We start from the raw sequence: 24,403 nt of genomic DNA, 5'->3' as shown, positions 1-24,403 counted from the left end.
TCAGTTATTCTCGGCCTTCTTCACAACCTGAATGCTCAGTTCCGCCAGCGCAGCGTCGTTGGCAAAGCTTGGCGCTTCGGTCATCAGACACGCGGCAGCCGTGGTTTTCGGGAAGGCAATAACGTCACGAATGTTATCGGTACCGGTCAGCAGCATGGTCAGACGATCCAGACCAAACGCCAGGCCCGCGTGCGGCGGAGTACCGTATTTCAGCGCGTCCAGCAGGAAGCCGAACTTCTCACGCTGTTCTTGCTCGTTAATACCCAGAATACCAAACACGGTTTGCTGCATGTCGCCGTTATGGATACGCACGGAACCGCCGCCCACTTCGTAACCGTTGATGACCATATCGTACGCATTGGCAACGGCCTCTTCCGGCGCGGCTTTCAGCTCAGCGGCCGTCATGTCTTTCGGCGCGGTAAACGGATGGTGCATCGCGGTCAGGCCACCTTCACCGTCGTCTTCAAACATTGGGAAGTCGATAACCCACAGCGGCGCCCATTTGGTTTCGTCGGTCAGGCTCAGATCTTTACCCAGTTTCAGACGCAGTGCGCCCATTGAGTCAGCAACCACTTTCTTGTTGTCTGCGCCGAAGAAAATCATGTCGCCATCTTGTGCGCCGGTGCGCTCAAGAATCGCGTCAACGATATCGGCATTCAGGAACTTAGCAACCGGGCTGGTTACCCCTTCCAGACCTTTCGCACGTTCGGTGACCTTAATGTAAGCCAGGCCTTTCGCGCCGTAGATCTTGATGAAATTACCGTAATCGTCGATCTGCTTACGGCTTAAGCTGGCCCCACCCGGTACACGCAGCGCAGCCACGCGACCTTTGGCATCGTTAGCCGGGCCGGAGAAGACGGCGAAATCAACGGACTTCAGCAGGTCAGCAACGTCAACCAGCTCCATCGGGTTACGCAGATCCGGTTTATCAGAGCCGTAACGACGTTCGGCTTCCGCAAAGGTCATGATCGGGAAATCACCCAGATCCACACCTTTTACTTCCAGCCACAGATTACGCACTAACGCTTCCATCACTTCGCGCACCTGCGGTGCGGTCATGAAGGAAGTCTCAACATCGATCTGGGTAAATTCAGGTTGACGGTCAGCGCGTAAGTCTTCGTCACGGAAGCATTTTACGATCTGATAGTAACGATCAAAGCCAGACATCATCAGCAGCTGCTTGAACAGCTGTGGAGACTGCGGCAGGGCGTAGAATTTGCCTTTATGGACGCGGGAAGGCACCAGATAGTCACGTGCGCCTTCCGGGGTCGCTTTGGTCAGCATCGGCGTTTCGATGTCGAGGAAGCCGTGATCGTCCATAAAACGACGCACCAGGCTGGTGATTTTGGCACGGGTTTTCAGACGCTGCGCCATTTCCGGACGACGCAGATCCAGATAGCGATACTTCAGACGTGCTTCTTCGGTGTTAACGTGGTTAGAGTCCAGCGGCAGCGAGTCTGAACGGTTGATGATGGTCAGATCGGACGCCAGTACTTCAATTTCGCCGGTCGCCATATCGGCGTTGACGTTTTTCGCGTCACGCGCACGCACGGTGCCCGTAACCTGGATGCAGAACTCATTACGCAGTTCGGAGGCCAGCTTTAACGCGTCCGCACGGTCCGGATCGAAAAATACCTGCACGATACCTTCGCGGTCGCGCATATCGATGAAGATCAGGCTACCAAGATCACGACGACGGTTGACCCAACCACACAGAGTCACCTGCTGCCCCTCGTGGGACAGACGTAGCTGTCCGCAATATTCTGTACGCATGAGATATCCCTTAACTTTGCCGCAGGCGGATTGTCACCTGCCTTGCAGATGACGAAGTCGCAGCTTTAGCTGAATGTCACAACTGAATGAAAAAAGGCGGCTATTATACTGGAAATTCTGCCGCACGATAAGTCCGGTACTGACTGTACGCGTGTTTCCTACGCGGGTATTGCGTAATCTCACAAAAAATAACAAAAATTGTCGCCCCTTTCACACACAATCGCGATTAAGGTGTAACGGAATTCTTTTTTGACTGGAGCCACCATGCTGGAACTGAACGCTAAAACCACCGCCCTTGTCGTTATTGATCTACAGGAAGGGATCTTACCCTTCGCCGGCGGCCCCCATTCGGCAAGCGACGTGGTAACCCACGCCGCACGCCTTGCGGCACAATTCCGCGCTCACGGTTCACCGGTAGTGATGGTTCGCGTTGGCTGGTCTGACGACTACGCAGAAGCCCTGAAACAGCCGATAGATGCCCTGGCCCCCGCAAAAGCGCTCCCTGCAAACTGGTGGGACTATCCGACAGCGCTGGGCAAAAACGCCAGTGACATCGAAGTGATCAAACGCCAGTGGGGTGCCTTTTACGGCACCGACCTCGAACTCCAACTGCGCCGCCGGGGCGTTGACACTATCGTGTTATGCGGGATCTCCACCAACATCGGCGTTGAGTCAACGGCGCGTAACGCCTGGGAACTGGGTTTTAACCTGGTGATTGCCGAAGATGCCTGTAGCGCAGCCAGTGCCGATCAGCATCAGGGCAGCATGACGCATATCTTCCCGCGCATTGCACGCGTGCGCAGCGTGGACGAGATCCTGCAAGCGTTATGATCTATATCGGCCTGCCGCAGTGGTCGCATCCGAAGTGGGTGCGCCTGGGGATCACCAGCCTTGAAGAGTATGCCCGCCACTTTAACTGTGTTGAGGGCAATACCACACTCTACGCGCTGCCAAAAGCCGAGATTGTTACGCGCTGGCAGGCGCAAACTACCGATGACTTTCGCTTCTGCTTTAAGTTTCCGGCGACCATTTCGCATCAAGCTGGACTGCGAAACTGTGATGATTTGGTGCAAGAATTTTTCACCCGCATGTCGCCGCTGGAAGCGCGAATCGGGCAATATTGGTTGCAGTTACCCGCCACCTTTTCTCCTCGCGATCTCCCTGCTCTGTGGGCGTTTCTCGATGCGTTACCCGCATCGTTTACCTACGGGGTGGAAGTTCGCCATCCTGAATTTTTTACCAAAGGTGAAGACGAGAAACGGTTCAATCGCGGCTTACACGAGCGAGGGGTCAATCGGGTAATTTTAGATAGTCGGCCGGTACACGCCGCGGTTCCTCACAGTGAAGCGATTCGCGATGCGCAGCGCAAAAAACCGAAAGTTCCGGTCCATGCGGTGGTTACCGCGAGCAACCCAATGGTGCGCTTTATCGGCAGCGATAATATGGAACAAAACCGAACGTTATTTAACGTATGGCTGGCCAAACTGTCTCTCTGGAAGCAGACCACCACGCCGTATCTGTTTTTGCATACGCCGGACATCGCGCAGGCCCCGGAGCTTGTAGATACGCTATGGGCAGATTTACGCAGCGCTCTGCCAGAGATCGGATCAGCACCGTCGATTCCACAGCAATCTTCTCTTTTCTGAAAATGCCACCTATCATAGTCAATGCCAGCAGCCATTTTAAAAGGGAGTTTGTATGGTAAGCGCGCTATATGCCGTACTGGGTGCGTTATTGTTGATTAAGTTCTCCTTTGACGTTGTCCGCCTGCGTATGCAGTATCGTGTGGCTTATGGCGACGGCGGTTTTAGCGAACTACAAAGTGCGATTCGCATTCACGGTAATGCGGTGGAATATATCCCCGTCGCATTAGTGTTGCTGTTATTTATGGAAATGAACGGCGCGGAAACGTGGATGGTGCATATTTGCGGGCTGATGTTAATTGCCGGTCGGCTGATGCATTATTACGGATTCCACCACCGTCTGTTCCGCTGGCGTCGTTCCGGCATGAGCGCCACCTGGTGCTCGCTGGTGCTAATGGTGCTGGCGAATCTCTGGTATATGCCCTGGGAGTTGGTTTTCTCCCTGCATTAGCGCACAATACGCCACTTTATTTTTCCCGGATTTTTACGTTATGTCTCACCGCGACACGCTTTTTTCTGCGCCTATCGCCAGTCTGGGTGACTGGACCTTTGATGAACGGGTAGCTGAAGTCTTCCCGGATATGATCCAGCGTTCCGTTCCCGGCTACTCCAACATCATTTCGATGATTGGTATGCTGGCCGAACGTTTCGTGCAACCCAACACGCAGGTCTACGATCTGGGCTGTTCATTGGGCGCCGCGACGCTCTCGGTGCGTCGCAGTATTCAGCATGACAATTGTAAAATTATTGCCGTCGACAACTCCCCGGCCATGGTTGAACGCTGCCGCCGCCATATTGACGCCTATAAAGCCCCTATTCCGGTCGAGGTTGTCGAAGGGGATATTCGCAACATTACTATTGAAAACGCCTCAATGGTGGTGCTGAATTTTACCCTGCAATTCCTTGAGCCAGCGGAGCGCCAGGCATTGTTGGATAAGATTTATCAGGGGCTGAATCCTGGCGGCGCGCTGGTGCTGTCGGAGAAATTCAGTTTCGAGGATGCAAAAGTGGGTGAGCTGTTGTTCAACATGCACCACGATTTCAAGCGGGCAAATGGCTACAGCGAACTGGAAATCAGCCAAAAGCGCAGCATGCTGGAAAACGTCATGCTGACCGACTCGGTCGAAACCCATAAAGCGCGCCTGCATCAGGCTGGTTTTGAACACAGCGAACTGTGGTTCCAGTGCTTTAACTTTGGTTCTCTGGTGGCACTAAAAGCTGAGGTTGCGGCATGACAGACTTTGGTAACTTTTATCAGCTGATTGCCAAAAATCACCTTTCTCATTGGCTGGAAACGCTCCCGGCGCAAATTGCGAGCTGGCAGCGCGATCAGCACGGCCTGTTTAAGCAGTGGTCGAACGCGGTAGAGTTTTTGCCCGAACTGACACCACACCGTCTGGACTTGCTGCACAGTGTCACCGCTGAAAGCGAAGAGCCGCTCAGCGACGGTCAGCTTAAACGCATTGATACGTTGATGCGCAATTTGATGCCGTGGCGTAAAGGGCCATACTCACTGTATGGCGTCAATATCGACACCGAATGGCGTTCTGACTGGAAATGGGATCGCGTCCTGCCGCATTTATCCGACCTGACCGGACGGACGATCCTGGATGTCGGCTGCGGCAGCGGGTATCACATGTGGCGCATGATCGGTGCAGGCGCGCACCTGGCCGTTGGGATTGATCCGACCCAGTTATTCCTGTGTCAGTTCGAAGCGGTGCGAAAACTGCTGGGCAACGACCAGCGCGCGCATCTGCTGCCGCTGGGTATTGAACAGCTTCCGGCGTTGAACGCGTTTGATACCGTTTTCTCAATGGGCGTGCTCTATCACCGTCGTTCTCCGCTGGAACATCTCTGGCAGTTGAAAGATCAACTGGTACAAGACGGTGAACTGGTACTGGAAACGCTGGTGGTTGAAGGGGACGAAAATACCGTGCTGGTGCCGGGTGACCGCTACGCACAAATGCGCAACGTCTACTTTATTCCGTCTGCACTGGCGTTGAAAAACTGGCTGGAGAAGTGCGGTTTTGTCGATGTCCGCATTGCCGACGTGTGTGTGACCACCACCGAAGAACAGCGCCGCACCGAGTGGATGATTACCGAATCGCTGGCTGATTTCCTCGACCCGAACGACAGCAGTAAAACGGTAGAAGGGTACCCTGCCCCGCTGCGCGCGGTCTTGATTGCGCGTAAGCCGTGATGGATTGCCCGGTGGCGCTACGCTTACCGGGCCTACAACTCCCGTAGGCCTGATAAGCCATCGCCGCCATCAGGCATAAAAGGATAAAAAAAGGCCCCTGTAATTGCAGGGGCCTGGTACGAGCAAGCATCATATTGGGCGACATGATGCAACGGTAAAAATCAGCTGGCCCGATGGTGCGCAATAATCGCTTTCATTTCAGCAACCGCCGCCCCGTCTACCGCATAGCGGGAATATTCATCCGCTTGCGTATCCGAAGACATCGACAACCCCGCATTGCGATAACGCATGGGAGAAGCCAGCCATACTCCGGCAGAACTGTGGACTTCCTGCACCCCGGCGTCGAGGAATAGAGACAAATTCGCAGCGCGAACCCCCGCTCCGGCCATAATGATTGGAGCACCGGGCTGTGCAATAAGTTCCATTATTTTTGTTAAACCTTGCGCAGCATCTGATTTTTGCCCGGAAGTCAGCACTCTGGCGACACCCAAATCAGATAAATTTTTCAGCGCATTTAAGGGGTTGGCACACATATCAAAGGCCCGATGAAACGTGACATTTAGCGTACCGGCTGCCCGCACAATTTTTTCCATGCGCGACATATCGACGTTGCCATCAACATCTAATAACCCGGTTACCAGCCCGGAGAATCCGAGATCTCTGACCATGGCGATATCATCCAGCATGGCGGCGAATTCACCGTCGGTATAGCAAAAATCCCCGCCGCGCGGGCGGATAATCGGATTGACGGGAATATCAATTTGCTGACGAACGGTACGTAATACGCCCAGTGATGGGGTTAAGCCCCCTTCTTTGGGTGCCGAACACAGTTCAATACGATCCGCGCCATTTTTTTGTGCCGTCAGCGCACACTCCATGCTGTAACAGCAGATTTCCAGCAGTGCCATGGTTACTCCTGTTGCTCGCTTGCCACAATCGTTTCAATTGACCATGGATGAAACTTGATAGTCACGCTGCCGTCGCTGACCGCCAGCGTCGGGTTCGGTAACCGCTCACGCTCGCCTTGTGGTGAACTGGTTTTCACAAAGATACCCGGCTGACTCAATCCTTCATCAGAAAGCAACGCCAGCGCTCGCGCATTCAACGTTTCCGGCTCGCCCGGCAGAACAATCTCAATATGCTCCCAACCCTCATGTGGGTAGCGTTTTTCACCCGGCCACGGCAACTCCACAATAGAAAACTGCCAGTGCGCCACGCATACCGGCTCATCCAGTTTGAACAGGCAAATTAGTCTGCCATTGATGATATTTTCCGACAACAGCTGGCCACACTGTTCAAACCCGCGACGCCAGCGCTCTGCGGTGGTGTTTTGATGACAACGCAGAGAGATGTGATCGGCTTCAAGCGGAGCAATATTCAAACCCAGACGGGTGGAAAGTTCAGTTAACGCCTGAGTGAAATGCCCTAAATCTGCGGAAATATCATGCAGTTCTGCAACGGTTTGCCAGTTCGCCATATTGAAAGCTCATATCCATGTTCAAAGCCGCTAATTTACTCTGTTGCGTAGCACCATCCAACCGCTGTTTTTTTCACGGACAAAATGAATGATTATGCGTAATTGCATTGCATCTATTTTAGGCCGCGCGCGGCACGCGCAATGCTGACGGCAATGGGCATTTGCAGTATACTCCCGACCTAAATTCTTAAACTGGCGCGGTGAATTTTGATCCGCTTCATAAATGTAAGGTATTCCGGTGAATATTCAGGCTCTTCTCTCAGAAAAAGTCCGTCAGGCCATGATTGCTGCAGGTGCGCCTGCAGATTGCGAACCTCAGGTTCGTCAGTCAGCAAAAGTACAGTTCGGCGACTATCAGGCCAACGGCATGATGGCAGTCGCTAAAAAACTGGGTATGGCGCCGCGACAACTGGCAGAGCAGGTGCTGACTCATCTGGATCTCAACGGGATTGCCAGCAAGGTTGAAATTGCGGGCCCGGGCTTTATCAATATTTTCCTCGATCCCGCATTCCTGGCGCAGCACGTGCAGCAGGCGCTGGCCTCCGATCGTCTGGGCGTTGTACAGCCAGAAAAGCAAACCGTTGTTGTTGACTACTCTGCGCCAAACGTGGCGAAAGAGATGCACGTAGGCCACCTGCGTTCCACCATCATCGGTGATGCGGCTGTCCGTACGCTGGAGTTTCTCGGCCATAAAGTCATCCGTGCAAACCACGTTGGCGACTGGGGAACCCAGTTCGGTATGCTCATCGCGTGGCTGGAAAAGCAGCAGCAGGAAAACGCGGGTGAAATGGCGCTGGCTGACCTTGAAGGTTTCTATCGTGACGCGAAAAAACATTACGACGAAGATGAAGAATTCGCCGAGCGCGCACGTAGCTACGTGGTGAAGTTGCAGGGTGGTGATGCTTACTTCCGCGAAATGTGGCGTAAACTGGTCGACATTACCATGTCGCAGAACCAGTTAACCTACGATCGTCTGAACGTGACGCTGACCCGCGACGACGTGATGGGTGAAAGCCTGTACAACCCGATGCTGCCAGGCATTGTTGCGGATCTCAAAGCCAAAGGCCTGGCCGTTGAAAGCGAAGGCGCGACCGTCGTATTCCTTGATGAGTATAAAAACAAGGAAGGCGAACCGATGGGCGTTATCATTCAGAAGAAAGATGGCGGTTATCTGTACACCACCACTGACATCGCTTGCGCCAAGTATCGTTACGAAACGCTGCATGCCGATCGGGTGCTGTATTATATCGACTCCCGTCAGCATCAGCATTTAATGCAGGCATGGACCATCGTACGTAAAGCCGGTTACGTACCAGACTCCGTACCGCTGGAACACCATATGTTCGGCATGATGCTTGGCAAAGACGGTAAACCGTTCAAAACCCGCGCAGGTGGCACGGTCAAACTGGCCGATCTGCTGGATGAAGCGCTGGAGCGCGCACGTCGTCTGGTGGCAGAGAAGAACCCGGACATGCCTGCCGACGAGCTGGAAAAACTGGCGAATGCGGTCGGTATCGGCGCCGTGAAGTATGCGGATCTGTCGAAAAACCGTACCACTGATTACATCTTCGACTGGGACAACATGCTGGCCTTCGAAGGCAATACCGCACCGTACATGCAGTATGCCTACACCCGCGTACTGTCCGTATTCCGTAAGGCAGATATCGACGAAAGTGCGCTGGCCAGCGCGAAGGTCATCATCAGTGAAGATCGTGAAGCCCAACTGGCGGCGCGTCTGCTGCAGTTTGAAGAAACGCTGACCGTCGTTGCACGTGAAGGTACACCGCACGTGATGTGCGCCTATCTGTACGATCTTGCCGGTTTGTTCTCTGGTTTCTACGAACATTGCCCAATCCTCAGCGCCGAGAGCGAAGAGATTCGTAACAGCCGCCTGAAGCTGGCACAGTTGACGGCGAAAACGCTGAAGCTGGGTCTGGATACGCTGGGTATCGAAACCGTAGAACGTATGTAATCACCTCGAGTGATGTGAAAGCCCGCGCTATGTCGCGGGCTTTTTTATTTTCCCGAATGACCGCCCTCGTAGGCCTGATAAGCGAAGCGCCATCAGGCCTACGAGAAACGGCTACGTTCACTGTAATTTGTTACAACTCACAAGGAATGACACATTTCCGTAGAGGGATGGAACATCTTTTACCTGTTATCCCATTTACACCTCCGTATCATTAGGCGGCGAATTAATCAGGTGTGGGTCCATGACATTCAGAGATTTTGAGGCGGAAGAGAAACTCTTTCAGCGACGGGTAATAGTGGCCTTTGGCCTGGTGGTCATCTGTTTTGGCATCCTGATTTATAACCTCTACAACTTACAAATTCGCGAGCATCAGTATTACACCACCCGCTCGAATGCCAATGACATCAAAATGCTGCCGGTTGCCCCAATGCGCGGCATCATTTACGATCGCAACGGTATCCCGCTGGTGCGCAACGTCACCTGGTACGATATTTCTGTCACTCCTTATAAAATCAACGATATGGATGCCTTGCTAAAGCAGCTAACGCCTATTGTTGACCTGACCCCTGATGAGATTGACCAGTTTCGCCACGATCTGAAATCCAGTAGTCGCTATCGCCCGGTGGTGCTCAAAAATGCGCTGACCGACGTGGAGATCGCCCGTTTCTCGGTTAATCAGTTTCATTTCAGCGGCGTCACCATCAACAGCTATGAAGATCGCCAATATCCGTATGGCGCAGAGTTGGCGCATGTGCTCGGCTATGTCTCTAAAATCAATGATAGCGACCTGAAAGCGTTGGATAAAAAGGGGCTGGCAGAAAACTACGCCGCCGATCACAACATTGGCAAGCAGGGGATCGAACACTATTACGAAAACGATCTGCACGGCAAAGCGGGTTATCAAGAAGTCGAAGTCGATAACCACGAACGCATCGTACGCCTGATAAAAGATGTACCGCCTGTTGCCGGAAAGGACATCCACCTGACGCTGGATTTACACTTACAGGAATATATTGAGAGCCTGCTGGTCGGTCAGCGCGCCGCCGTGCTGGTTGAAGATCCGCACGATGGCTCGGTGCTGGCGATGGTCTCTAACCCCAGCTATGATCCGAATCCGTTCGTCAAAGGTATCAGCTACCAGGACTACAACACGCTGCTGCAGGATAAAGACCTGCCGTTGATTAACCGCGTCACGCAAGGTTTGTACCCTCCCGCCTCCACGGTCAAGCCGTACATGGCGATGTCAGCATTGCTCAATGGCGTTATCACCCCGCAGACCAGCTTCTTTGGCGCACCAACATGGACATTGCCCGGCACTGAGCGACATTATCGCGACTGGAAAAAAACCGGTCATGGCATGTTGGACGTGACCAAAGCAATTGAAGAGTCCGCTGATACGTTCTTCTATCAGGTGGCGTATATGATGGGCATTGACCGAATCAACAGCATGCTTAGCCAATTTGGTTACGGTAAACCCACCGGCATTGATCTTGATGAAGAGTACAACGGGCTGTTACCGAGCCGCGACTGGAAACAACGGGTGCATAAAAAAGCCTGGTATCAGGGAGACACCATTTCGGTTGGTATCGGTCAGGGATACTGGATTGCCACGCCAATCCAGATGGTGAAAGCAATGGTGGCACTGATTAACAACGGGAAAGTGATTGCCCCTCACCTGTTGCAGGCTGAAGAGAGTGGTAAATCTGTTACGCCTTATCATGCCGCCACGGTACCGTCACAGATTGCCTCTCCCTCCTCGCCCTATTGGGGACTGGTACGCGAGGCGATGTTTGGCATGGCCAATGCGCCGAACGGGACAGGTTATAAATTTTTCCATACTGCACCTTACGGAATTGCGGCAAAAAGCGGGACCTCACAGGTTTTCAGCCTGAAAGAAAACCAGACTTACAATGCGAAGATGATCCCCATCCGCCTGCGTGACCACGTGTTCTACACCGCATTTGCACCCAACAAAAACCCGAAAGTCGCCGTGGCGTTGATTCTGGAAAACGGCGGCAGCGACGGCATTACCGCCGCGCCGGTTATGCGACAGATTATGGATCATCTGTTTGTGCCGCAGGACAAAGCCGCACAAACAGAGGTAACTCAACAAACAGCGCCGTCGGACACCGATATTAAAAATACTTACGCAAGTATTCGGTGAGACACAGCATCGCCATCGCCTGGCCGTAAGGCATGGAGGTCAGCGGAATGTTGCGATAGAACTCGAGATTGTGCCCCATTCCGGTACCGAATGAGGTTTGCAGCAGCTCACCCTCCGGCGAGATATGCTGCACAATGCCTTTGATGGCGAGTTCTGCTACCGCCGCATATTCCTGCCCGACATAACGCTTACGCACCGCTTTCAAAATCCCATAAGCAAATCCGGCGGTGGCTGACGCTTCAAGGTAAGAATGCGGATCGTCCAGCAACGTGTGCCACAGACCACTCTCATCCTGACACGTCGCCAGGGCCGCAATTTGCGCATTCAGTACCTGTACCAGATAGCGACGAACGGCATTATTCTCCGGTAAATCGACCAGTTCGAGGAACTCCGGAATAACAATAGTTAGCCAGCTGTTACCGCGCGCCCAGCGGGCGTTGGCAAAGTTATGATTTCCCTCATAGCTCCAGCCGTGGAACCACAGACAGGTTTCTTTATCCATCAGGTTTTGCACATGTAACAGGAACTGATACGTCGCCTCTTCAACGTACTCGGGGCGGTTGAGCAGTTTGCCAATCTTCGCCAGCGGTAACACCGTCATCATCAACGTGTCGTCCCACATCTGCTGATGATTCTCTTCCGCCAGCGTGATGTGCTGCATACCACCAAAATCGGTACGTGGCATGTCGTGCATCGCCCACTCGGCCCAGGAATCAAGCCACGGCAGATACGCCGGATTGCGCGTTTCTTCATAGCGATACGCCAGCGTCAGAAACGGTGCCATGGTATTGACGTTTTTAGTCGTCGCGCCTTCTGCAAAGCGGTCGGCAAACCAGCCATCGATGATATCGCGCATCGTTTCATCACCGGTTTGCTGGTAATACTGGTACATCCCGTACAGGCCGACGCCGTGCGTCCACTCCCATCCAGCCCACCCTTTGGTGTCAATAACGCGTCCGTCGTCCAGTCGCAGCAAGAACTCACCGCTCTCATCATGAATATTGACCAGATTATGCGTCACCTTCTTGATGAGCGTTTTTAACTCATCTCTGGCAATAAAATGTTCAGGCTGACGTAACAACGGGCTGTGTTTAACCGGATAAACAATCATTTACTTAACCTCTGTGCAATGTCGAATTCAATGCTGAGCCATGTTGCAGTGATGGCGCAGCAGGTTTATTACGATTCAGGTAACCAATATTGTTGTTACCCCAAAGTGATTCATACGGCATGCCTGACAGCATCTCTACCGTTGCACGTCCTTCAGGGGTAAGCCCTTCTGGCATGGGGCGCCCGGACTCACGCATTTTTGCGGTCTCTTCACGCAAGGTGCTATGTGTTTGCAGATTCAGTTTGAAACGCAGGGACACCAGGAATCCCAGCGCCAGTACAATCAACGTACCGCAGCTCAGAATGAACAGAATGGTATGGCTGACCGCAGCAGGTTGTTCACTCTGCCCGGAGACAAAACCCGATAACTGCATAACAATGCCGACCAGCATGACGGCCCCCGCCTGCGAGGCTTTGCGCGTTAAAGTCATGATGCCGGCAAAGATCCCTTCCCGACGCTGACCGGTGATCACCTCGTCGACATCGGCGATATAGGTGTAGGTATTCCACGGAACATAATTGATGCCACCACGTCCCAGGCCCGCAACGGCGGAAACCAGCAGCAATAAGGCGTACACATCACTCAGCCCGGCGTAATACAACACCGCATAAGAGAGAGAACTCAGGCCAAACAGCACCACCACCATCCGGTAAGACGGGGCCGGTCCAAAGCGAATGCACAGCGGGATCATGGCGATAACCGCAATAAACTGGAAGATAGCCATGGTGCCCAGCAGGTTCGACGCCATAGAGGCTTCCTGCATCAACACAAACACCACATAGTAGGTAAAGACCGCGTTGAACACGTCCTGCGCGATATAACCACCAAGGTACATGCCCAAATGTTGACGGAAAATGCGGATGCGCAGCGTCGAACTTAGCTCAGTGAAAAGGCGACTCATGCTCTGACGAAAGGTCAGGCTTTTCTTTTCTTCTTCAGCGCGAAGTGCCGCTTCGGTCCATTCTTCACGCGGACGTTCCCAGGTAAAAAACCACACAAAGGTCAGCATCAGCGCACACAGCACCGAAAACACCAGGCTGGCATAGAAAAATGAAACAGGATTGTGTTTACCAAACAGCGTCAACAGTACGCCAGGTAAGAACGAGGCCAGTATGGCTGACATCTGGGCCATAGAAATACGCGCGCCAGAAAACTTGGTTTTCTGTTTAAAATCATCGGTCATTTCCGGTACCAGCGTTTCATAGGGCACCAGAATCATGGTGTAAACCACATCAAACACCAGGTAGGTCAGCAGGTAGTACCAGAATCCCATGTCGCCGACCCACATCAGGGAGTAGCTAAAGACACAGGGGATCCCCAGCAGAATAAAAAACTTACGTCGGCCAAAGCGTTTACCAAGCCAGGTCGAGCCAAAATTATCCGTTAAAAAGCCCATTAATGGGCTAACCACCGCATCCAGCACCCTGGCCGTCGCAAAAATAAACGTCGCCTCAATAGGCGTCAGGCCACAAAAAGTGGTGTAGAAATAGAGCAACCATGCGGCGGTCAGCGCCGTGGTCCCTGCGCCTAAAAAGTCACCTGCCCCATAGGCAAAATAATTTACCAACCCAATTTTACGTGTTCTCATTGCCGTTACCCCTGCACATTATTGGGAGGCCCCGCAATCCTCACTTCGACGCAGGACGTCCTTACACGGTCACAGTAAAAGTTAACCGCAAGGGAAACCTTTTTATTTCTGCCAGGGATAATCGCGAAATGGCAACAGCACAAAGAGTCCGGCAACGTAAGTCACCTATTTTATAAAACAGCGTTTCTTTTAAATCAAAGTGGCGGGTCAAAAAGTGCGAGACAGCCAGCAGTTTCATCTGCCAGCTGCGATGAAGAAGAGATAATTAACGGTAGTTGACGATGACCTGATTACTTTGCACCTGTAGGGCCGGGATCAGGCGACCGCCGCCGGGCACCTCCCAGACAAAATGCATCGGCTCCACGGCAGGTACGTTATTAAATCCGTGAGTGGTGCCGCTTTGCCCGTCCAGCTCAACGCAGCGCGACTGCGAACATAAACGTACCCGCAGCCCCGCAGGCGTAGGGCCATTCAGCTCATAGCGCCAGGCAACCAGCGTCATCAATCCCGAGACCGGTTGACCAGAAACCAACGGTGCAGATGAAGCCGACTGTCCGCGATAATTTAACGTAATGCCCATGCCGCTAGCCTGCCAGGCCCCTTCTCCGGCGGCCTGCACCGCCAGAGGAAACAATAACAACCACAAAAACTTATGCATTATTTACCTCCAATGGTCGCGGTCATGCGGATATGGCGGTTATCGGAAAGCTCCAGGTTCGACAACACCACCAGCTGCGGTATGCTGCGGCGTAAAAAACGTGCCAGCAGCGGCCTTAGTGCATGGTTAACCAACAGCACTGGCGGCGCGCCCAACATTTCCTGGCGCGATAACGCTTCCTGAGTTTGCGCCAACAGTCGGTCTGCCAGCCCCGGTTCCAGGCCGCCGCCCCCTTGTAAGGCCTGCAGCAGCAAGCGCTCAAGCGGCGTATCCAGACCAATAACCTGAACTTCGTCGTTCCCCGGGAACCATTGCTGGGTAATCGCCCTTCCCAACGCCACGCGGACCACGGCAGTGAGTTCATGCGGATCGTTTTGCAGCGGCGCATGTTCAGCCAGCGTTTCGAGGATGGTGCGCATATCGCGAATCGGCACTTTTTCATCCAATAAATTCTGCAACACTTTATGTAGCGTGGTCAGCGTCACCACGCCAGGCACCAGATCCTCAGTCAGTTTCGGCATTTCCTGCGACACGCGGTCCAGCAATTGTTGCGCCTCCTGACGTCCAAACAGTTCGGCGGCAAACTGGCCAATCAGGTGATTCAGATGCGTGGCGACGACGGTACTGGCTTCCACCACCGTGAAGCCCTGGATTTGCGCCTGTTCTTTTAGCGCACTTTCAATCCAGATAGCGTCCAGGCCAAAGGCCGGATCAACCGTTTTCTCACCCGGCAGCGATCCCGCTGCCGTACCAGGGTTGATGGCCAGCCAGCGTCCCGGATAGGCATCCCCGCTGCCAATTTCTACCCCTTTCATCAGGATGCGATAGCGCGCAGGCTGCAGATCCATATTGTCGCGGATGTGCACCACCGGCGGCAGGAAGCCCATATCCTGGGCAAATTTCTTACGAATACTGCGAATTCGTCCCAGCAACTCGCCATCTTGCTGAAAATCCACCATCGGGATCAGGCGATACCCCACTTCCATCCCCAGCGAGTCTTCCAGTTGGACATCGTTCCAGGTCGCTTCCACCACCGCATTATTTTCCGGCATTTTGATCGACTGAGGTTCCGCAGGGGCTTTTGTCTCGCGACCGCGCAGCCACCAGGCCAAACCCAATAGCGCTGCGGTAAACATCAGAAATACCAGGTTTGGCATGCCTGGTACCAGGCCCAGTAAACCGAGCACCGCCGCACTGAGCACCATCACGCTGGGGTTACTGAACAGCTGGGTGACCATCTGTTCGCCGACATCCTGATCGGTACTGACGCGCGTCACGATAACGCCCGCCGCGGTAGAGATAACCAGCGCCGGGATTTGGGCGACCAGACCGTCACCGATGGTCAGCAAGGTGTAGCTTTCAGCCGCACTGCCCATACTCATACCGTGTTGTAATACGCCGACCAGCAGGCCGCCGACCACGTTAATTACCATGATCAGAATACCGGCAACGGCGTCCCCGCGAACGAATTTACTCGCACCGTCCATAGAGCCGTAAAAATCAGCTTCCTGGGTCACTTCTGAACGACGTTTTTTGGCTTCATCTTCCCCAATCAGTCCGGCATTGAGATCGGCGTCAATCGCCATCTGTTTACCGGGCATACCGTCCAGCACAAAGCGTGCGCCAACTTCGGCAATACGACCGGCACCTTTGGTGATAACCATAAAGTTGATGATGACAAGAATGACGAAGACCACGATACCGATGGCAAAGTTACCGCCCACCAGGAAGTGACCGAACGCTTCAACCACCTTCCCCGCCGCCGCCGAACCGGTATGCCCTTCCATCAAAATAATACGCGTCGAGGCAACGTTCAGCGCCAGGCGTAATAATGTGGTGAACAGCAAAATGGTCGGGAAGGCAGCGAATTCGAGCGTGCGCTGGGTAAACATCGCCACCAGCAACACCATGATCGACAACGCAATGTTAAAGGTAAACAGTAAATCAAGGATGAACGCTGGCAGCGGCAGCACCATCATCGACAAGATAAGCAGGATGAGGATCGGCCCGGCAAGAATCTGCCATTGTGTGGATTTCAGGTTGCCGGGCAGGCGCAGCATCGCGACCAGATTAGCCATCAGTATTCTTCTCGTTCATAAAATCCAGTGCTTCAGGCACCGGAAGGTTTCCAGGTTGCGGTGGCGGCTTGCCGCCCGCCAGACGCCAGCGTTTTAATTGCCATACCCACGCCAGCACTTCTGCGACGGCAGCATACAGCTGGCCGGGTATTTGCTGACCAATCTCAGCATGGCGATATAACGCACGGGCCAGCGGTGGTGCTTCTAAGGTTGGGACTCGATGTTCCGCGCCAATTTCGCGAATACGCAACGCGACCAGCCCCGCCCCTTTGGCGACGACGCGTGGCGCACTCATTTTGTTTTCGTCATATTGCAAGGCGACCGAATAGTGTGTGGGGTTAGTCACAATGACGTCGGCTTTCGGCACATCCGCCATCATGCGTCGCTGCGCTGCCGCACGCTGCATCTGACGAATTTTGCCCTTAACGTGCGGGTCACCTTCGCTTTGTTTATATTCATCGCGAATATCCTGGCGTGACATGCGCAGCTTTTTCACATGGCTGTAAATCTGGAAAAAAACGTCAAACCCCACCATCGGGATCACCCCGAGCACCACCAGCAGCGCACACATGCCAACTAAATCAAGGGCATTGCCCATTGCGGTAATCGGCGATTCGGCCATCAACCGCATCATCTCCGGCCACTTATGCCAGAGATAGAATCCAGCCACGCTGCCAACCAGCGTAGATTTCAGGATGGCTTTCAGCAGTTCCGCACCGGTTTGCGCAGAAAACATGCGCTTGATACCCGGCAGCGGATTCAGCTTCGAAAATTTGGGTTGCAGCGATTTACCGCTGAAGATCAAACCGCCCAACATCACCGGCGAGATCAATGCCACCAGCACCACGCCAGTAATCAGCGGTAACAGCGCAATCATGGCGTCTTTAATCAGCAGAATGATTTGGCTGAGGATCAGATTAGGGTCATTGACCATACTGTGGTCAAAACGCAGCCCGGCCGACAGCATACCCGCCAATCTGCGGGCCAGCGACTCCCCGCCGATCCAGATAATGCACACGCCCACCAGCAAAATAAGCAGTGAGGTCAGCTCTTTGGAACGGGGGATCTGCCCTTCTTCCCGCGCTTTTTCAAGTCGGTGGGGTGTGGGGGCTTCTGTTTTGTCGTCGTCGCTTTCTTCTGCCACGCATCAGACCCTGGATAGAGACACAGGCGAGAATGATGCCAGAACCGCGACACAGCAATGGCGAGAGTAAGCGGTAAAAAAGACAGGGTTTATGACGTTAACCCCTACAGACGGTAGAGAGTATGCAGACCGGAAGAGAAGCGATTGCCCCTACATCCGGCCTGCACGAATCAGAACCCGAGACTGTCCAGCAGGTCGTCAACCTGATCCTGACTTGCCACAACGCCGGCTTTCGAGGTGTCAACCTGCGGGCCGTTCAGCAAACTTTCGTTTTCACGTTTTGGACGGGCGCCCTGCTCAGGGATGTTCTCCAGCAGCACCATTAACAGCTGGCGCTCAATCTCCTGAATAACGTCCATCATGCGCTTGATAACCTGGCCGGTAAGATCCTGGAAATCCTGCGCCATCATAATGTCGAGCAGCTGAGCGTTGGTAAAACTGGTGTGTCCCGGGACATCACCGAGGAATTGACGCGTGTCGGTCACCAGTTCACGGGCATCAGACAGTTCAATCGGATTCTCGAACCATTCGTCCCAACGCTTGCTCAGGGTTTTGGCCCCTTTTTCCATTGCGTCCTGATGTGGCTGCGAGGCTTCTACGCTGTTCAGCGCACGCTCTGCCGCCTGTGCGGTCATTTGCACAACGTAATCCAGACGATCGCGCGCATCCGGGATCGCTTCCGCCGCTTCAGCAATGGCCTGATCCAGCCCCAGTTCACGCAGGCTGTCGCGCAGCATTCGGGTCAGACTACCGATGCGCGCGATGATATCCCCTGCTGAATGCTCATCAACAGGTTTAATTTGTGGTTGCATCATCATCATCACACCCTCACATGCCCAGTTTCTCAAAGATTTTATTGAGTTTCTCTTCCAGCGTCGCCGCCGTGAAAGGCTTCACCACGTAACCACTGGCACCGGCTTGCGCGGCGGCAATAATGTTCTCTTTCTTCGCCTCCGCGGTCACCATCAGCACCGGCAGAGAGGACATACCGCCGTCGGCACGAATAGTTTTCAGCAATTCCAGCCCGTCCATGTTCGGCATGTTCCAGTCAGAAATGACAAAGCCAAATCCCCCTGCCTGCAGCTTATTCAGGGCATCCACACCGTCTTCGGCTTCTTCAACATTGTTGAATCCCAGCTCCTTTAACAGGTTGCGCACGATGCGACGCATGGTGGAAAAGTCATCCACAACCAGAAATCTCAGCTCTTTATCCGCCATAAAATACTGCTCCTCATTAAATACGTATTGCCTGTCCGGCACTGATTTTCGCCAGCATCTGCTGGCTTACCTGGCTAAGATCGACCACTTCGCTCACGCCACCCATATTGATGGCCTCGCGCGGCATGCCGAACACCACACAACTTGCTTCGTTTTGCGCAATGGTCCAGGCGCCTGCCTGGTGCATCGCTAACATTCCGGCGGCACCATCGTTGCCCATGCCCGTGAGGATCACGCCCACGGCGTTGCGCCCCGCCTGTTTTGCCACCGAATGAAACAGCACATCCACAGAAGGCCGATGCCGGTTAACCGGCGGCCCATCATGAATTTTGATCACATAGTTCGCCCCGCTGCGGGCCAGCTCCATGTGTTTGTCACCTGGCGCGATATACGCATGCCCCGGCAACACACGTTCGCCGTCTTCCGCCTCTTTCACGCTGATCTGACACAGCTTGTTCAGGCGTTCGGCAAATGAGCGAGTAAATCCTGGCGGCATATGCTGGGTGATAATGACCGCCGGACTGGAAAGCGGTAGCGGCTGTAGCACATGGCGTATCGCCTCCGTTCCCCCGGTCGACGCACCAATGGCGATCAGTTTTTCAGAACTTAGCAACGGCACCGCTTTCAGCGTCTTCGGCGCGGCAATCGGTTTATGCGCCGTCAGACGCGCACGGGATGCCGTACGCACTTTCTCGGCAATCATCTCGCTGTAGGCCAGCATCCCTTCGCGGATCCCCAGTTGCGGTTTGGTGACGAAGTCGATCGCCCCCAACTCCAGCGCCCGCAGCGTGACTTCAGAGCCTTTTCCGGTCAGAGACGAAACCATCACCACCGGCATCGGACGTAAACGCATCAGCTTCTCAAGAAAATCGAGGCCGTCCATGCGCGGCATTTCCACATCCAGCGTCAGGACGTCGGGATTAAATTGTTTGATCAAATCCCGGGCAACCAGTGGATCTGGCGCCGTCGCGACCATCTCCATATCGCTGTGGCTGTTAATAATCTCCGTCATGATTTGACGCATCAATGCGGAATCATCGACCGACAATACCCTGATTTTACTCATGATTTATCCTTACCCGGCGCATGCGCATACACCGTTTGTCCGCGCAGGCTAAACTCGCGCACGAGGTTGCTAAAGTTTTCTGAGTGACCGGCAAACAGCAGCCCATCAGGCTTAAGGAGTGGAACAAAACGGTGTAAAATGTCTTGCTGTGTCGTTTTATCAAAATAGATCATAACGTTACGACAAAATATGGCGTCGAACGGACCCGGCACGTTGTATTTTTTATCCAGTAAATTCACGCTGGAAAATTCAACATGGCTCGCCAGTTCCTGACGCACGCGCACCAGTCCTTCATGCGGCCCGGTACCACGCATGAAATAACGCTGTAACTGTTGTGGCGACAGCGTTTTCAGTTCATCGAGGCGGTAAATGCCGTTTCTGGCTTTTTCCAGCACTTCGGTATCAATATCGCTGGCAAAAACGCGCCAGCGTCCAGGTGCCATACCCAACGTATCTGCCAGCGTGATCGCGATACTGTAGGGTTCTTCACCGGTAGAGGCCGCCGCGCTCCAGACTCGGTATTCGCCGCTGCATCGACGCGCATGGTCGGTCAGCACCGGAAAATGATGTCCTTCGCGGAAAAAGGCGGTCAGGTTAGTGGTCAGGGAGTTAATAAACGCCTGCCATTCAGCGCTGTTCTGGTTGGCTTCCAGTATGCTGAGGTAGCGACCAAAGTCGTCCAACTCCAGGGTACGCAAGCGGCGCACCAGACGGTTATACACCATGTCCCGCTTATGGTCGGCCAGCACGATACCCGCGCGCTGGTAGATTAATTGACATATCCGACGAAAATGCGCGTCAGACAGCGCGAGGCGCTGTGTCATCTGTAACAGTAATGACGTTTGCCCGGAGGGCAGAGATGATGTCATAGCGCCTTCTCAATCACATTCAGGATACAACGGGCACAGCCTGCGCTGCGCCAATTCGTGTTGTGTTACGGTTTGCTCTTCATGCTTAAAACACGATGCAGGCAGAAAGAGACTCTGCCTGCTCGACTGACTCTCCGGTGTTAGCTCCCGGTTAAAATGTTTCCCAATTGCTATCGGGCTCAGTGTTTTGTTGGCGCGGGTATGACGCAGGGGCCGCTGTTGAAGTTGACCGTGCATCGCGAGATTTAGCCGACAGTGGACGTGCAGCCAGGCGGAAAGCCGATACCGACTGGGTCAGACGGCTGGCCTGTTCTTCAAGTGCGGCAGCAGCTGCTGCTGACTCCTGCACCAGCGAGGCGTTCTGTTGCGTCACGCGGTCCATCTCGGACACGGCGAGCGCAACCTGGTCGATACCACGACTTTGTTCATCAGACGCTGAGGCGATTTCGCCCATAATGTCGGTGACACGGGTTACCGCATTGACGATGTCATTCATGGTTTCCCCGGCGCTCTCTACCAGTACCGAGCCGGTATCGACCCGAGAAACGGAGTCTTCGATCAGGGCTTTAATCTCTTTCGCCGCCTGCGCGCTGCGGCTCGCCAGATTACGCACTTCTCCCGCCACCACCGCGAAACCACGGCCCTGTTCACCGGCGCGAGCGGCCTCAACCGCCGCGTTCAGCGCAAGAATATTGGTCTGGAAGGCGATGCCGTCGATCACGCTGATGATGTCAGCAATTTTCTTCGAGCTGTCAGCAATTTCGTGCATGGTGTTCACCACACCATCGACCACCTTGCCGCCGTGCTGTGCGGTATCGGAAGCGCTTTTCGCCAGTTGCGAAGCCTGACGTGCGTTGTCCGCATTTTGCTTCACCGTTGCCGTTAGCTGTTCCATGCTGGCTGCCGTCTCTTCCAGCGCGGAAGCCTGCTGCTCGGTGCGCGACGAAAGGTCGGTGTTACCGCTGGCTATTTCGCTGGTGCCGGAATAAATCGCATCGGAACCTTCCCGCACCAGGGTCACCGTTTCAATAAGCGATCGCTGCATATGATCAACCGTGCTGGCCAGTTCACCAATTTCATTGCGCCCGCTAACGGTTAATGAGGTGGTTAAGTTGCCGCTGGCTATTTCGCGGATATGGGCAATCACGCGGGCCAGAGGGTTAAGCAAGGTATGACGGATACCGTACCACACCACTATCAGGATCAGCACCACCACCACGGCCAGAACGCCGAGCTGCCATTGGGCAAACTGGTAATCCCGCGCACTTTCATCAAACGCTTGCAGGTAGAGTTTTTCACTGACGCCGGCATATTTCACGAGCGCCTCACCCAGTGCGTTTTGCATACCCTGGGTCGGCTGAGCAAAAAAACCATCCATGTTGCCGTTTTCCAGAAACTGCACCAGTTCGGTTAAGGCCGCATGGTACTGCTTATACTTGTCATCAATATTGCCGCTGGCTTCTGCCATCTCAGGCAACGGCGTGATGCTTTTGAATTTTGCGTAATGCGCTTCTGCCTGCGCCAGCGTACCTTTCGCATTCTTCAGCAGATCGTTCTTCGCGCTGCTCTGTTGGTTAGATGCATCCATCATCATGCGCGCAGAGGATCGGCTCAGGTTAATGCGCGTTTGCAGCATTAAATCCCATGTTGAGGTGAGTTCACTTTGCTGCTGACGTAAATCGTTAGAAATAACAAAACTTTGCTGATTCTGCTGCAAGGAGGAAAACAACAGACCACCGGAAACAAGCTGTAGCAGTGCGAAAACCCCCAGCACCATCATCAGCATTGTGACAACGCGGATACGGTTAAACATAAGGCACCTTCCTGAAAACGAGTTATCAACATTATCGGCACCCGCTGGGATAACTTTACGTTCGCGAAAAGGAAATCCTGCAGAAAAGAGACGTGTGAAAACACGGATGTACCGGCACCCCAACAAAATGGATAAAAAATTAAAAAAAGTTGAACCCTTTCCGACTTTAATTTATATGATGAATGCTTTGCTACCACTTAATAAGTACAAGAAATGTGTAGCGGGGGAATAACTATTACATCATCACAGAGGGATTTTTAGTGGCAAATGCAAACAAACTCACGTTGTTCATCGTGGTCTTTATGCTGGCGGGGATCCTGTCAGGCGCGGTGATCCACTCCTGGGCCTCACCGGGCGTAGTAACCGCCTGGGCTGATAATATTACGCTGCTCACCGACATTTTCTTGCGGCTGATTAAAATGGTCATTGCGCCGTTAGTCTTCAGTACGTTGACCGTCGGCATTATGCGCCTGGGAGAGACATCCACCATTGGTCGCGTCGGGGGCAAAGCCATGCTCTGGTTTATCAGTTCCTCCGTGCTGTCTATTTTGGTGGGCCTTTTTGTCGTCTCTCTTGAACAACCGGGGAGCGGGCTGAACCTGGCCATTCCACTGGAAGCCACCGATACAGGCCTCGCCGTCAGCGGCATGAGCCTGAAAGGTTTTCTCACTCACACGATCCCGACCAGCATTGCCGAAGCCATGGCCAATAATGAGATCCTGCAAATCGTGGTGTTCTCGATGTTCTTCGGTATTGGCGGGGCCTCACTCGGTGAGAAATTTAACGCGCCGCTGGTTGCCGCACTGGATGTGGTTTCCCACATTATGTTGAAGGTAACCGGGTATGTAATGTACGTGGCTCCGCTGGCAATTTTTGCCGCCATCTCTTCCGTCATCGCCACCCAGGGTCTGGGAATTCTGCTCAACTATGCCTCGTTCATCGGCGGCTATTACCTGGCGATTGTGCTGACCTGCCTGGTGCTACTCGCGGTCGGCTACGTGGTGTTGAAAAAAGAGGTATTTCGTCTGGTCAGCATGCTGAAAGATCCGGTGCTGGTGGCCTTCACCACCAGCAGCTCTGAAGCCGCGTATCCCAAAACGCTCGAGCAACTGACGAAATTTGGCTGCTCCCGCAACATCGTGTCATTCGTGCTGCCGATCGGCTACTCGTTTAACCTGGTCGGCTCAATGGTGTACTGCTCCTTTGCATCAATGTTCATTGCGCAGGCCTATAATATTCACCTTTCTTTCGCCGAAATCACCGTGCTGATGCTAACGCTGATGTTAGCCTCAAAAGGGATTGCCGGCGTGCCGCGTTCGGCGCTGGTGGTACTGGCGGCAACAATTCCCAGCTTTAATATTCCGGTTGCAGGCATTCTGTTACTGATGGGTATCGACCACTTCCTCGATATGGGACGCTCAGCGATTAACGTGTTAGGCAACGGGATTGCCACCGCAATGCTTGCGCGGAATGAAGGGTTACTGGAAGAAAGCGAGCCATCAGAAAACATCACAGAGCAAATTAATGCTTAACTTTCTGTGACAGGAGAAAAAATTCCGTAAACGAAAGCAGCAAATCAACAAAGATAACCCCAGCCACAGGCTGTAATGCCAGTCAGTTAAGCAACTG

The 24,403-nt window shown here is 53.6% G+C and carries 21 protein-coding genes; 8 read left to right on the top strand and 13 right to left on the bottom strand.

The window, feature by feature from the left end; translation table 11 throughout:
- Positions 1-1,773 (bottom strand): aspartate--tRNA ligase, encoded by a 1,773-nt coding sequence (gene aspS, locus FDW98_RS16100; protein WP_096757437.1) that lies wholly within the window; start codon positions 1,771-1,773, stop codon positions 1-3.
- A 264-nt stretch (positions 1,774-2,037) separates the two neighbouring features.
- Between aspS and FDW98_RS16090 the strand changes: the two genes are divergently transcribed.
- The 5 genes from FDW98_RS16090 to cmoB are packed head-to-tail and all read left to right on the top strand — an operon-like array spanning position 2,038 to position 5,616.
- A complete protein-coding gene (locus FDW98_RS16090; RefSeq protein WP_096757438.1) occupies positions 2,038-2,604 on the top strand; it encodes a hydrolase in 567 nt (188 codons plus the stop codon).
- On the top strand, positions 2,601-3,419 hold the full coding sequence (locus FDW98_RS16085; protein ID WP_096757439.1) for a DUF72 domain-containing protein: 819 nt from the start codon (positions 2,601-2,603) through the stop codon (positions 3,417-3,419). The genes FDW98_RS16090 and FDW98_RS16085 overlap by 4 nt, the downstream gene beginning before the upstream one ends.
- A 52-nt stretch (positions 3,420-3,471) precedes the next feature.
- A complete protein-coding gene (locus FDW98_RS16080; protein WP_096757440.1) occupies positions 3,472-3,867 on the top strand; it encodes an MAPEG family protein in 396 nt (131 codons plus the stop codon).
- 40 nt (positions 3,868-3,907) lie between these two features.
- Positions 3,908-4,651, top strand: coding sequence for a carboxy-S-adenosyl-L-methionine synthase CmoA (cmoA, locus tag FDW98_RS16075; RefSeq protein ID WP_096757441.1), 744 nt, complete (start codon positions 3,908-3,910; stop codon positions 4,649-4,651).
- Complete coding sequence (cmoB, locus tag FDW98_RS16070) at positions 4,648-5,616, top strand: tRNA 5-methoxyuridine(34)/uridine 5-oxyacetic acid(34) synthase CmoB (RefSeq protein ID WP_096757442.1); 969 nt, start codon at positions 4,648-4,650, stop codon at positions 5,614-5,616. The genes cmoA and cmoB overlap by 4 nt, the downstream gene beginning before the upstream one ends.
- 161 nt (positions 5,617-5,777) lie before the next feature.
- Here the strand turns inward: cmoB and cutC are convergent, their stop codons facing one another.
- Together cutC and FDW98_RS16060 are read right to left on the bottom strand one after the other, a co-directional pair.
- On the bottom strand, positions 5,778-6,524 hold the full coding sequence (gene cutC / locus FDW98_RS16065) for a copper homeostasis protein CutC (RefSeq protein WP_096757444.1): 747 nt from the start codon (positions 6,522-6,524) through the stop codon (positions 5,778-5,780).
- Between the two features lie 2 nt (positions 6,525-6,526).
- Positions 6,527-7,093 carry a VOC family protein gene (locus FDW98_RS16060; protein ID WP_096757445.1) on the bottom strand — a complete coding sequence of 189 codons (567 nt, stop codon included), beginning with the start codon at positions 7,091-7,093 and terminating at the stop codon, positions 6,527-6,529.
- Between the two features lie 238 nt (positions 7,094-7,331).
- Between FDW98_RS16060 and argS the strand changes: the two genes are divergently transcribed.
- Both argS and mrdA read left to right on the top strand, forming a co-directional pair.
- Complete coding sequence (argS, locus tag FDW98_RS16055; RefSeq protein WP_096757446.1) at positions 7,332-9,065, top strand: arginine--tRNA ligase; 1,734 nt, start codon at positions 7,332-7,334, stop codon at positions 9,063-9,065.
- Between the two features lie 241 nt (positions 9,066-9,306).
- Positions 9,307-11,229, top strand: a complete 1,923-nt coding sequence (mrdA, locus tag FDW98_RS16050) for a penicillin-binding protein 2 (RefSeq protein WP_096757447.1) — start codon at positions 9,307-9,309, stop codon at positions 11,227-11,229.
- Here mrdA and FDW98_RS16045 read toward each other — a convergent pair.
- From FDW98_RS16045 to tar, 10 genes are all read right to left on the bottom strand, one after another.
- A complete protein-coding gene (locus FDW98_RS16045; protein ID WP_096757448.1) occupies positions 11,201-12,340 on the bottom strand; it encodes a glycoside hydrolase family 105 protein in 1,140 nt (379 codons plus the stop codon). The two genes, mrdA and FDW98_RS16045, sit on opposite strands and share 29 nt — an antisense overlap.
- A gap of 4 nt (positions 12,341-12,344) precedes the next feature.
- Complete coding sequence (locus FDW98_RS16040) at positions 12,345-13,928, bottom strand: MFS transporter (RefSeq protein WP_096757449.1); 1,584 nt, start codon at positions 13,926-13,928, stop codon at positions 12,345-12,347.
- 265 nt (positions 13,929-14,193) lie between these two features.
- A complete protein-coding gene (gene flhe, locus FDW98_RS16035; protein WP_096757450.1) occupies positions 14,194-14,586 on the bottom strand; it encodes a flagellar protein FlhE in 393 nt (130 codons plus the stop codon).
- Positions 14,586-16,664: a flagellar biosynthesis protein FlhA gene (gene flhA / locus FDW98_RS16030; RefSeq protein WP_096757451.1), complete on the bottom strand. Its 2,079-nt coding sequence runs from the start codon at positions 16,662-16,664 to the stop codon at positions 14,586-14,588. Before flhA ends, flhe begins: the two co-directional genes overlap by 1 nt.
- The gene (gene flhB / locus FDW98_RS16025) at positions 16,657-17,808 is read right to left on the bottom strand and encodes a flagellar biosynthesis protein FlhB (protein WP_096757452.1); all 1,152 of its coding nucleotides are present in this window, start codon (positions 17,806-17,808) and stop codon (positions 16,657-16,659) included. Before flhB ends, flhA begins: the two co-directional genes overlap by 8 nt.
- A 170-nt stretch (positions 17,809-17,978) precedes the next feature.
- The gene (gene cheZ / locus FDW98_RS16020; protein ID WP_096759429.1) at positions 17,979-18,623 is read right to left on the bottom strand and encodes a protein phosphatase CheZ; all 645 of its coding nucleotides are present in this window, start codon (positions 18,621-18,623) and stop codon (positions 17,979-17,981) included.
- 13 nt (positions 18,624-18,636) lie between these two features.
- On the bottom strand, positions 18,637-19,026 hold the full coding sequence (gene cheY, locus FDW98_RS16015) for a chemotaxis response regulator CheY (RefSeq protein ID WP_045444172.1): 390 nt from the start codon (positions 19,024-19,026) through the stop codon (positions 18,637-18,639).
- Between the two features lie 16 nt (positions 19,027-19,042).
- Positions 19,043-20,092, bottom strand: a complete 1,050-nt coding sequence (locus tag FDW98_RS16010) for a chemotaxis response regulator protein-glutamate methylesterase (protein ID WP_096757453.1) — start codon at positions 20,090-20,092, stop codon at positions 19,043-19,045.
- Positions 20,089-20,961 carry a protein-glutamate O-methyltransferase CheR gene (gene cheR / locus FDW98_RS16005; RefSeq protein WP_096757454.1) on the bottom strand — a complete coding sequence of 291 codons (873 nt, stop codon included), beginning with the start codon at positions 20,959-20,961 and terminating at the stop codon, positions 20,089-20,091. Before cheR ends, FDW98_RS16010 begins: the two co-directional genes overlap by 4 nt.
- A gap of 151 nt (positions 20,962-21,112) precedes the next feature.
- Positions 21,113-22,774 (bottom strand): methyl-accepting chemotaxis protein II, encoded by a 1,662-nt coding sequence (gene tar, locus FDW98_RS16000; protein WP_096757455.1) that lies wholly within the window; start codon positions 22,772-22,774, stop codon positions 21,113-21,115.
- Between the two features lie 260 nt (positions 22,775-23,034).
- On the opposite strand from tar, the gene FDW98_RS15995 reads away from it, so the two are divergent.
- Positions 23,035-24,306 (top strand): dicarboxylate/amino acid:cation symporter, encoded by a 1,272-nt coding sequence (locus FDW98_RS15995; protein WP_096757456.1) that lies wholly within the window; start codon positions 23,035-23,037, stop codon positions 24,304-24,306.
- Positions 24,307-24,403: the final 97 nt, after the last annotated feature.

This window comes from Citrobacter sp. wls711 (genome assembly GCF_005281055.1).
Taxonomy (GTDB): domain Bacteria; phylum Pseudomonadota; class Gammaproteobacteria; order Enterobacterales; family Enterobacteriaceae; genus Citrobacter; species Citrobacter gillenii.
Note: the sequence above shows the minus strand (reverse complement) of the source record. Positions and strands in the feature narration are given on the sequence as shown.

What these genes read in the sequence shown, in the direction of transcription:
- aspS (WP_096757437.1), bottom strand. Translation starts at nt 1,773, where the DNA reads ATGCGTACAGAATATTGCGGACAGCTACGTCTGTCCCACGAGGGGCAG.
- FDW98_RS16090 (WP_096757438.1), top strand. Translation starts at nt 2,038, where the DNA reads ATGCTGGAACTGAACGCTAAAACCACCGCCCTTGTCGTTATTGATCTA.
- FDW98_RS16085 (WP_096757439.1), top strand. Translation starts at nt 2,601, where the DNA reads ATGATCTATATCGGCCTGCCGCAGTGGTCGCATCCGAAGTGGGTGCGC.
- FDW98_RS16080 (WP_096757440.1), top strand. Translation starts at nt 3,472, where the DNA reads ATGGTAAGCGCGCTATATGCCGTACTGGGTGCGTTATTGTTGATTAAG.
- cmoA (WP_096757441.1), top strand. Translation starts at nt 3,908, where the DNA reads ATGTCTCACCGCGACACGCTTTTTTCTGCGCCTATCGCCAGTCTGGGT.
- cmoB (WP_096757442.1), top strand. Translation starts at nt 4,648, where the DNA reads ATGACAGACTTTGGTAACTTTTATCAGCTGATTGCCAAAAATCACCTT.
- cutC (WP_096757444.1), bottom strand. Translation starts at nt 6,524, where the DNA reads ATGGCACTGCTGGAAATCTGCTGTTACAGCATGGAGTGTGCGCTGACG.
- FDW98_RS16060 (WP_096757445.1), bottom strand. Translation starts at nt 7,093, where the DNA reads ATGGCGAACTGGCAAACCGTTGCAGAACTGCATGATATTTCCGCAGAT.
- mrdA (WP_096757447.1), top strand. Translation starts at nt 9,307, where the DNA reads ATGACATTCAGAGATTTTGAGGCGGAAGAGAAACTCTTTCAGCGACGG.
- FDW98_RS16045 (WP_096757448.1), bottom strand. Translation starts at nt 12,340, where the DNA reads ATGATTGTTTATCCGGTTAAACACAGCCCGTTGTTACGTCAGCCTGAA.
- FDW98_RS16040 (WP_096757449.1), bottom strand. Translation starts at nt 13,928, where the DNA reads ATGAGAACACGTAAAATTGGGTTGGTAAATTATTTTGCCTATGGGGCA.
- flhe (WP_096757450.1), bottom strand. Translation starts at nt 14,586, where the DNA reads ATGCATAAGTTTTTGTGGTTGTTATTGTTTCCTCTGGCGGTGCAGGCC.
- flhA (WP_096757451.1), bottom strand. Translation starts at nt 16,664, where the DNA reads ATGGCTAATCTGGTCGCGATGCTGCGCCTGCCCGGCAACCTGAAATCC.
- cheZ (WP_096759429.1), bottom strand. Translation starts at nt 18,623, where the DNA reads ATGATGCAACCACAAATTAAACCTGTTGATGAGCATTCAGCAGGGGAT.
- cheY (WP_045444172.1), bottom strand. Translation starts at nt 19,026, where the DNA reads ATGGCGGATAAAGAGCTGAGATTTCTGGTTGTGGATGACTTTTCCACC.
- FDW98_RS16010 (WP_096757453.1), bottom strand. Translation starts at nt 20,092, where the DNA reads ATGAGTAAAATCAGGGTATTGTCGGTCGATGATTCCGCATTGATGCGT.
- cheR (WP_096757454.1), bottom strand. Translation starts at nt 20,961, where the DNA reads ATGACATCATCTCTGCCCTCCGGGCAAACGTCATTACTGTTACAGATG.
- tar (WP_096757455.1), bottom strand. Translation starts at nt 22,774, where the DNA reads ATGTTTAACCGTATCCGCGTTGTCACAATGCTGATGATGGTGCTGGGG.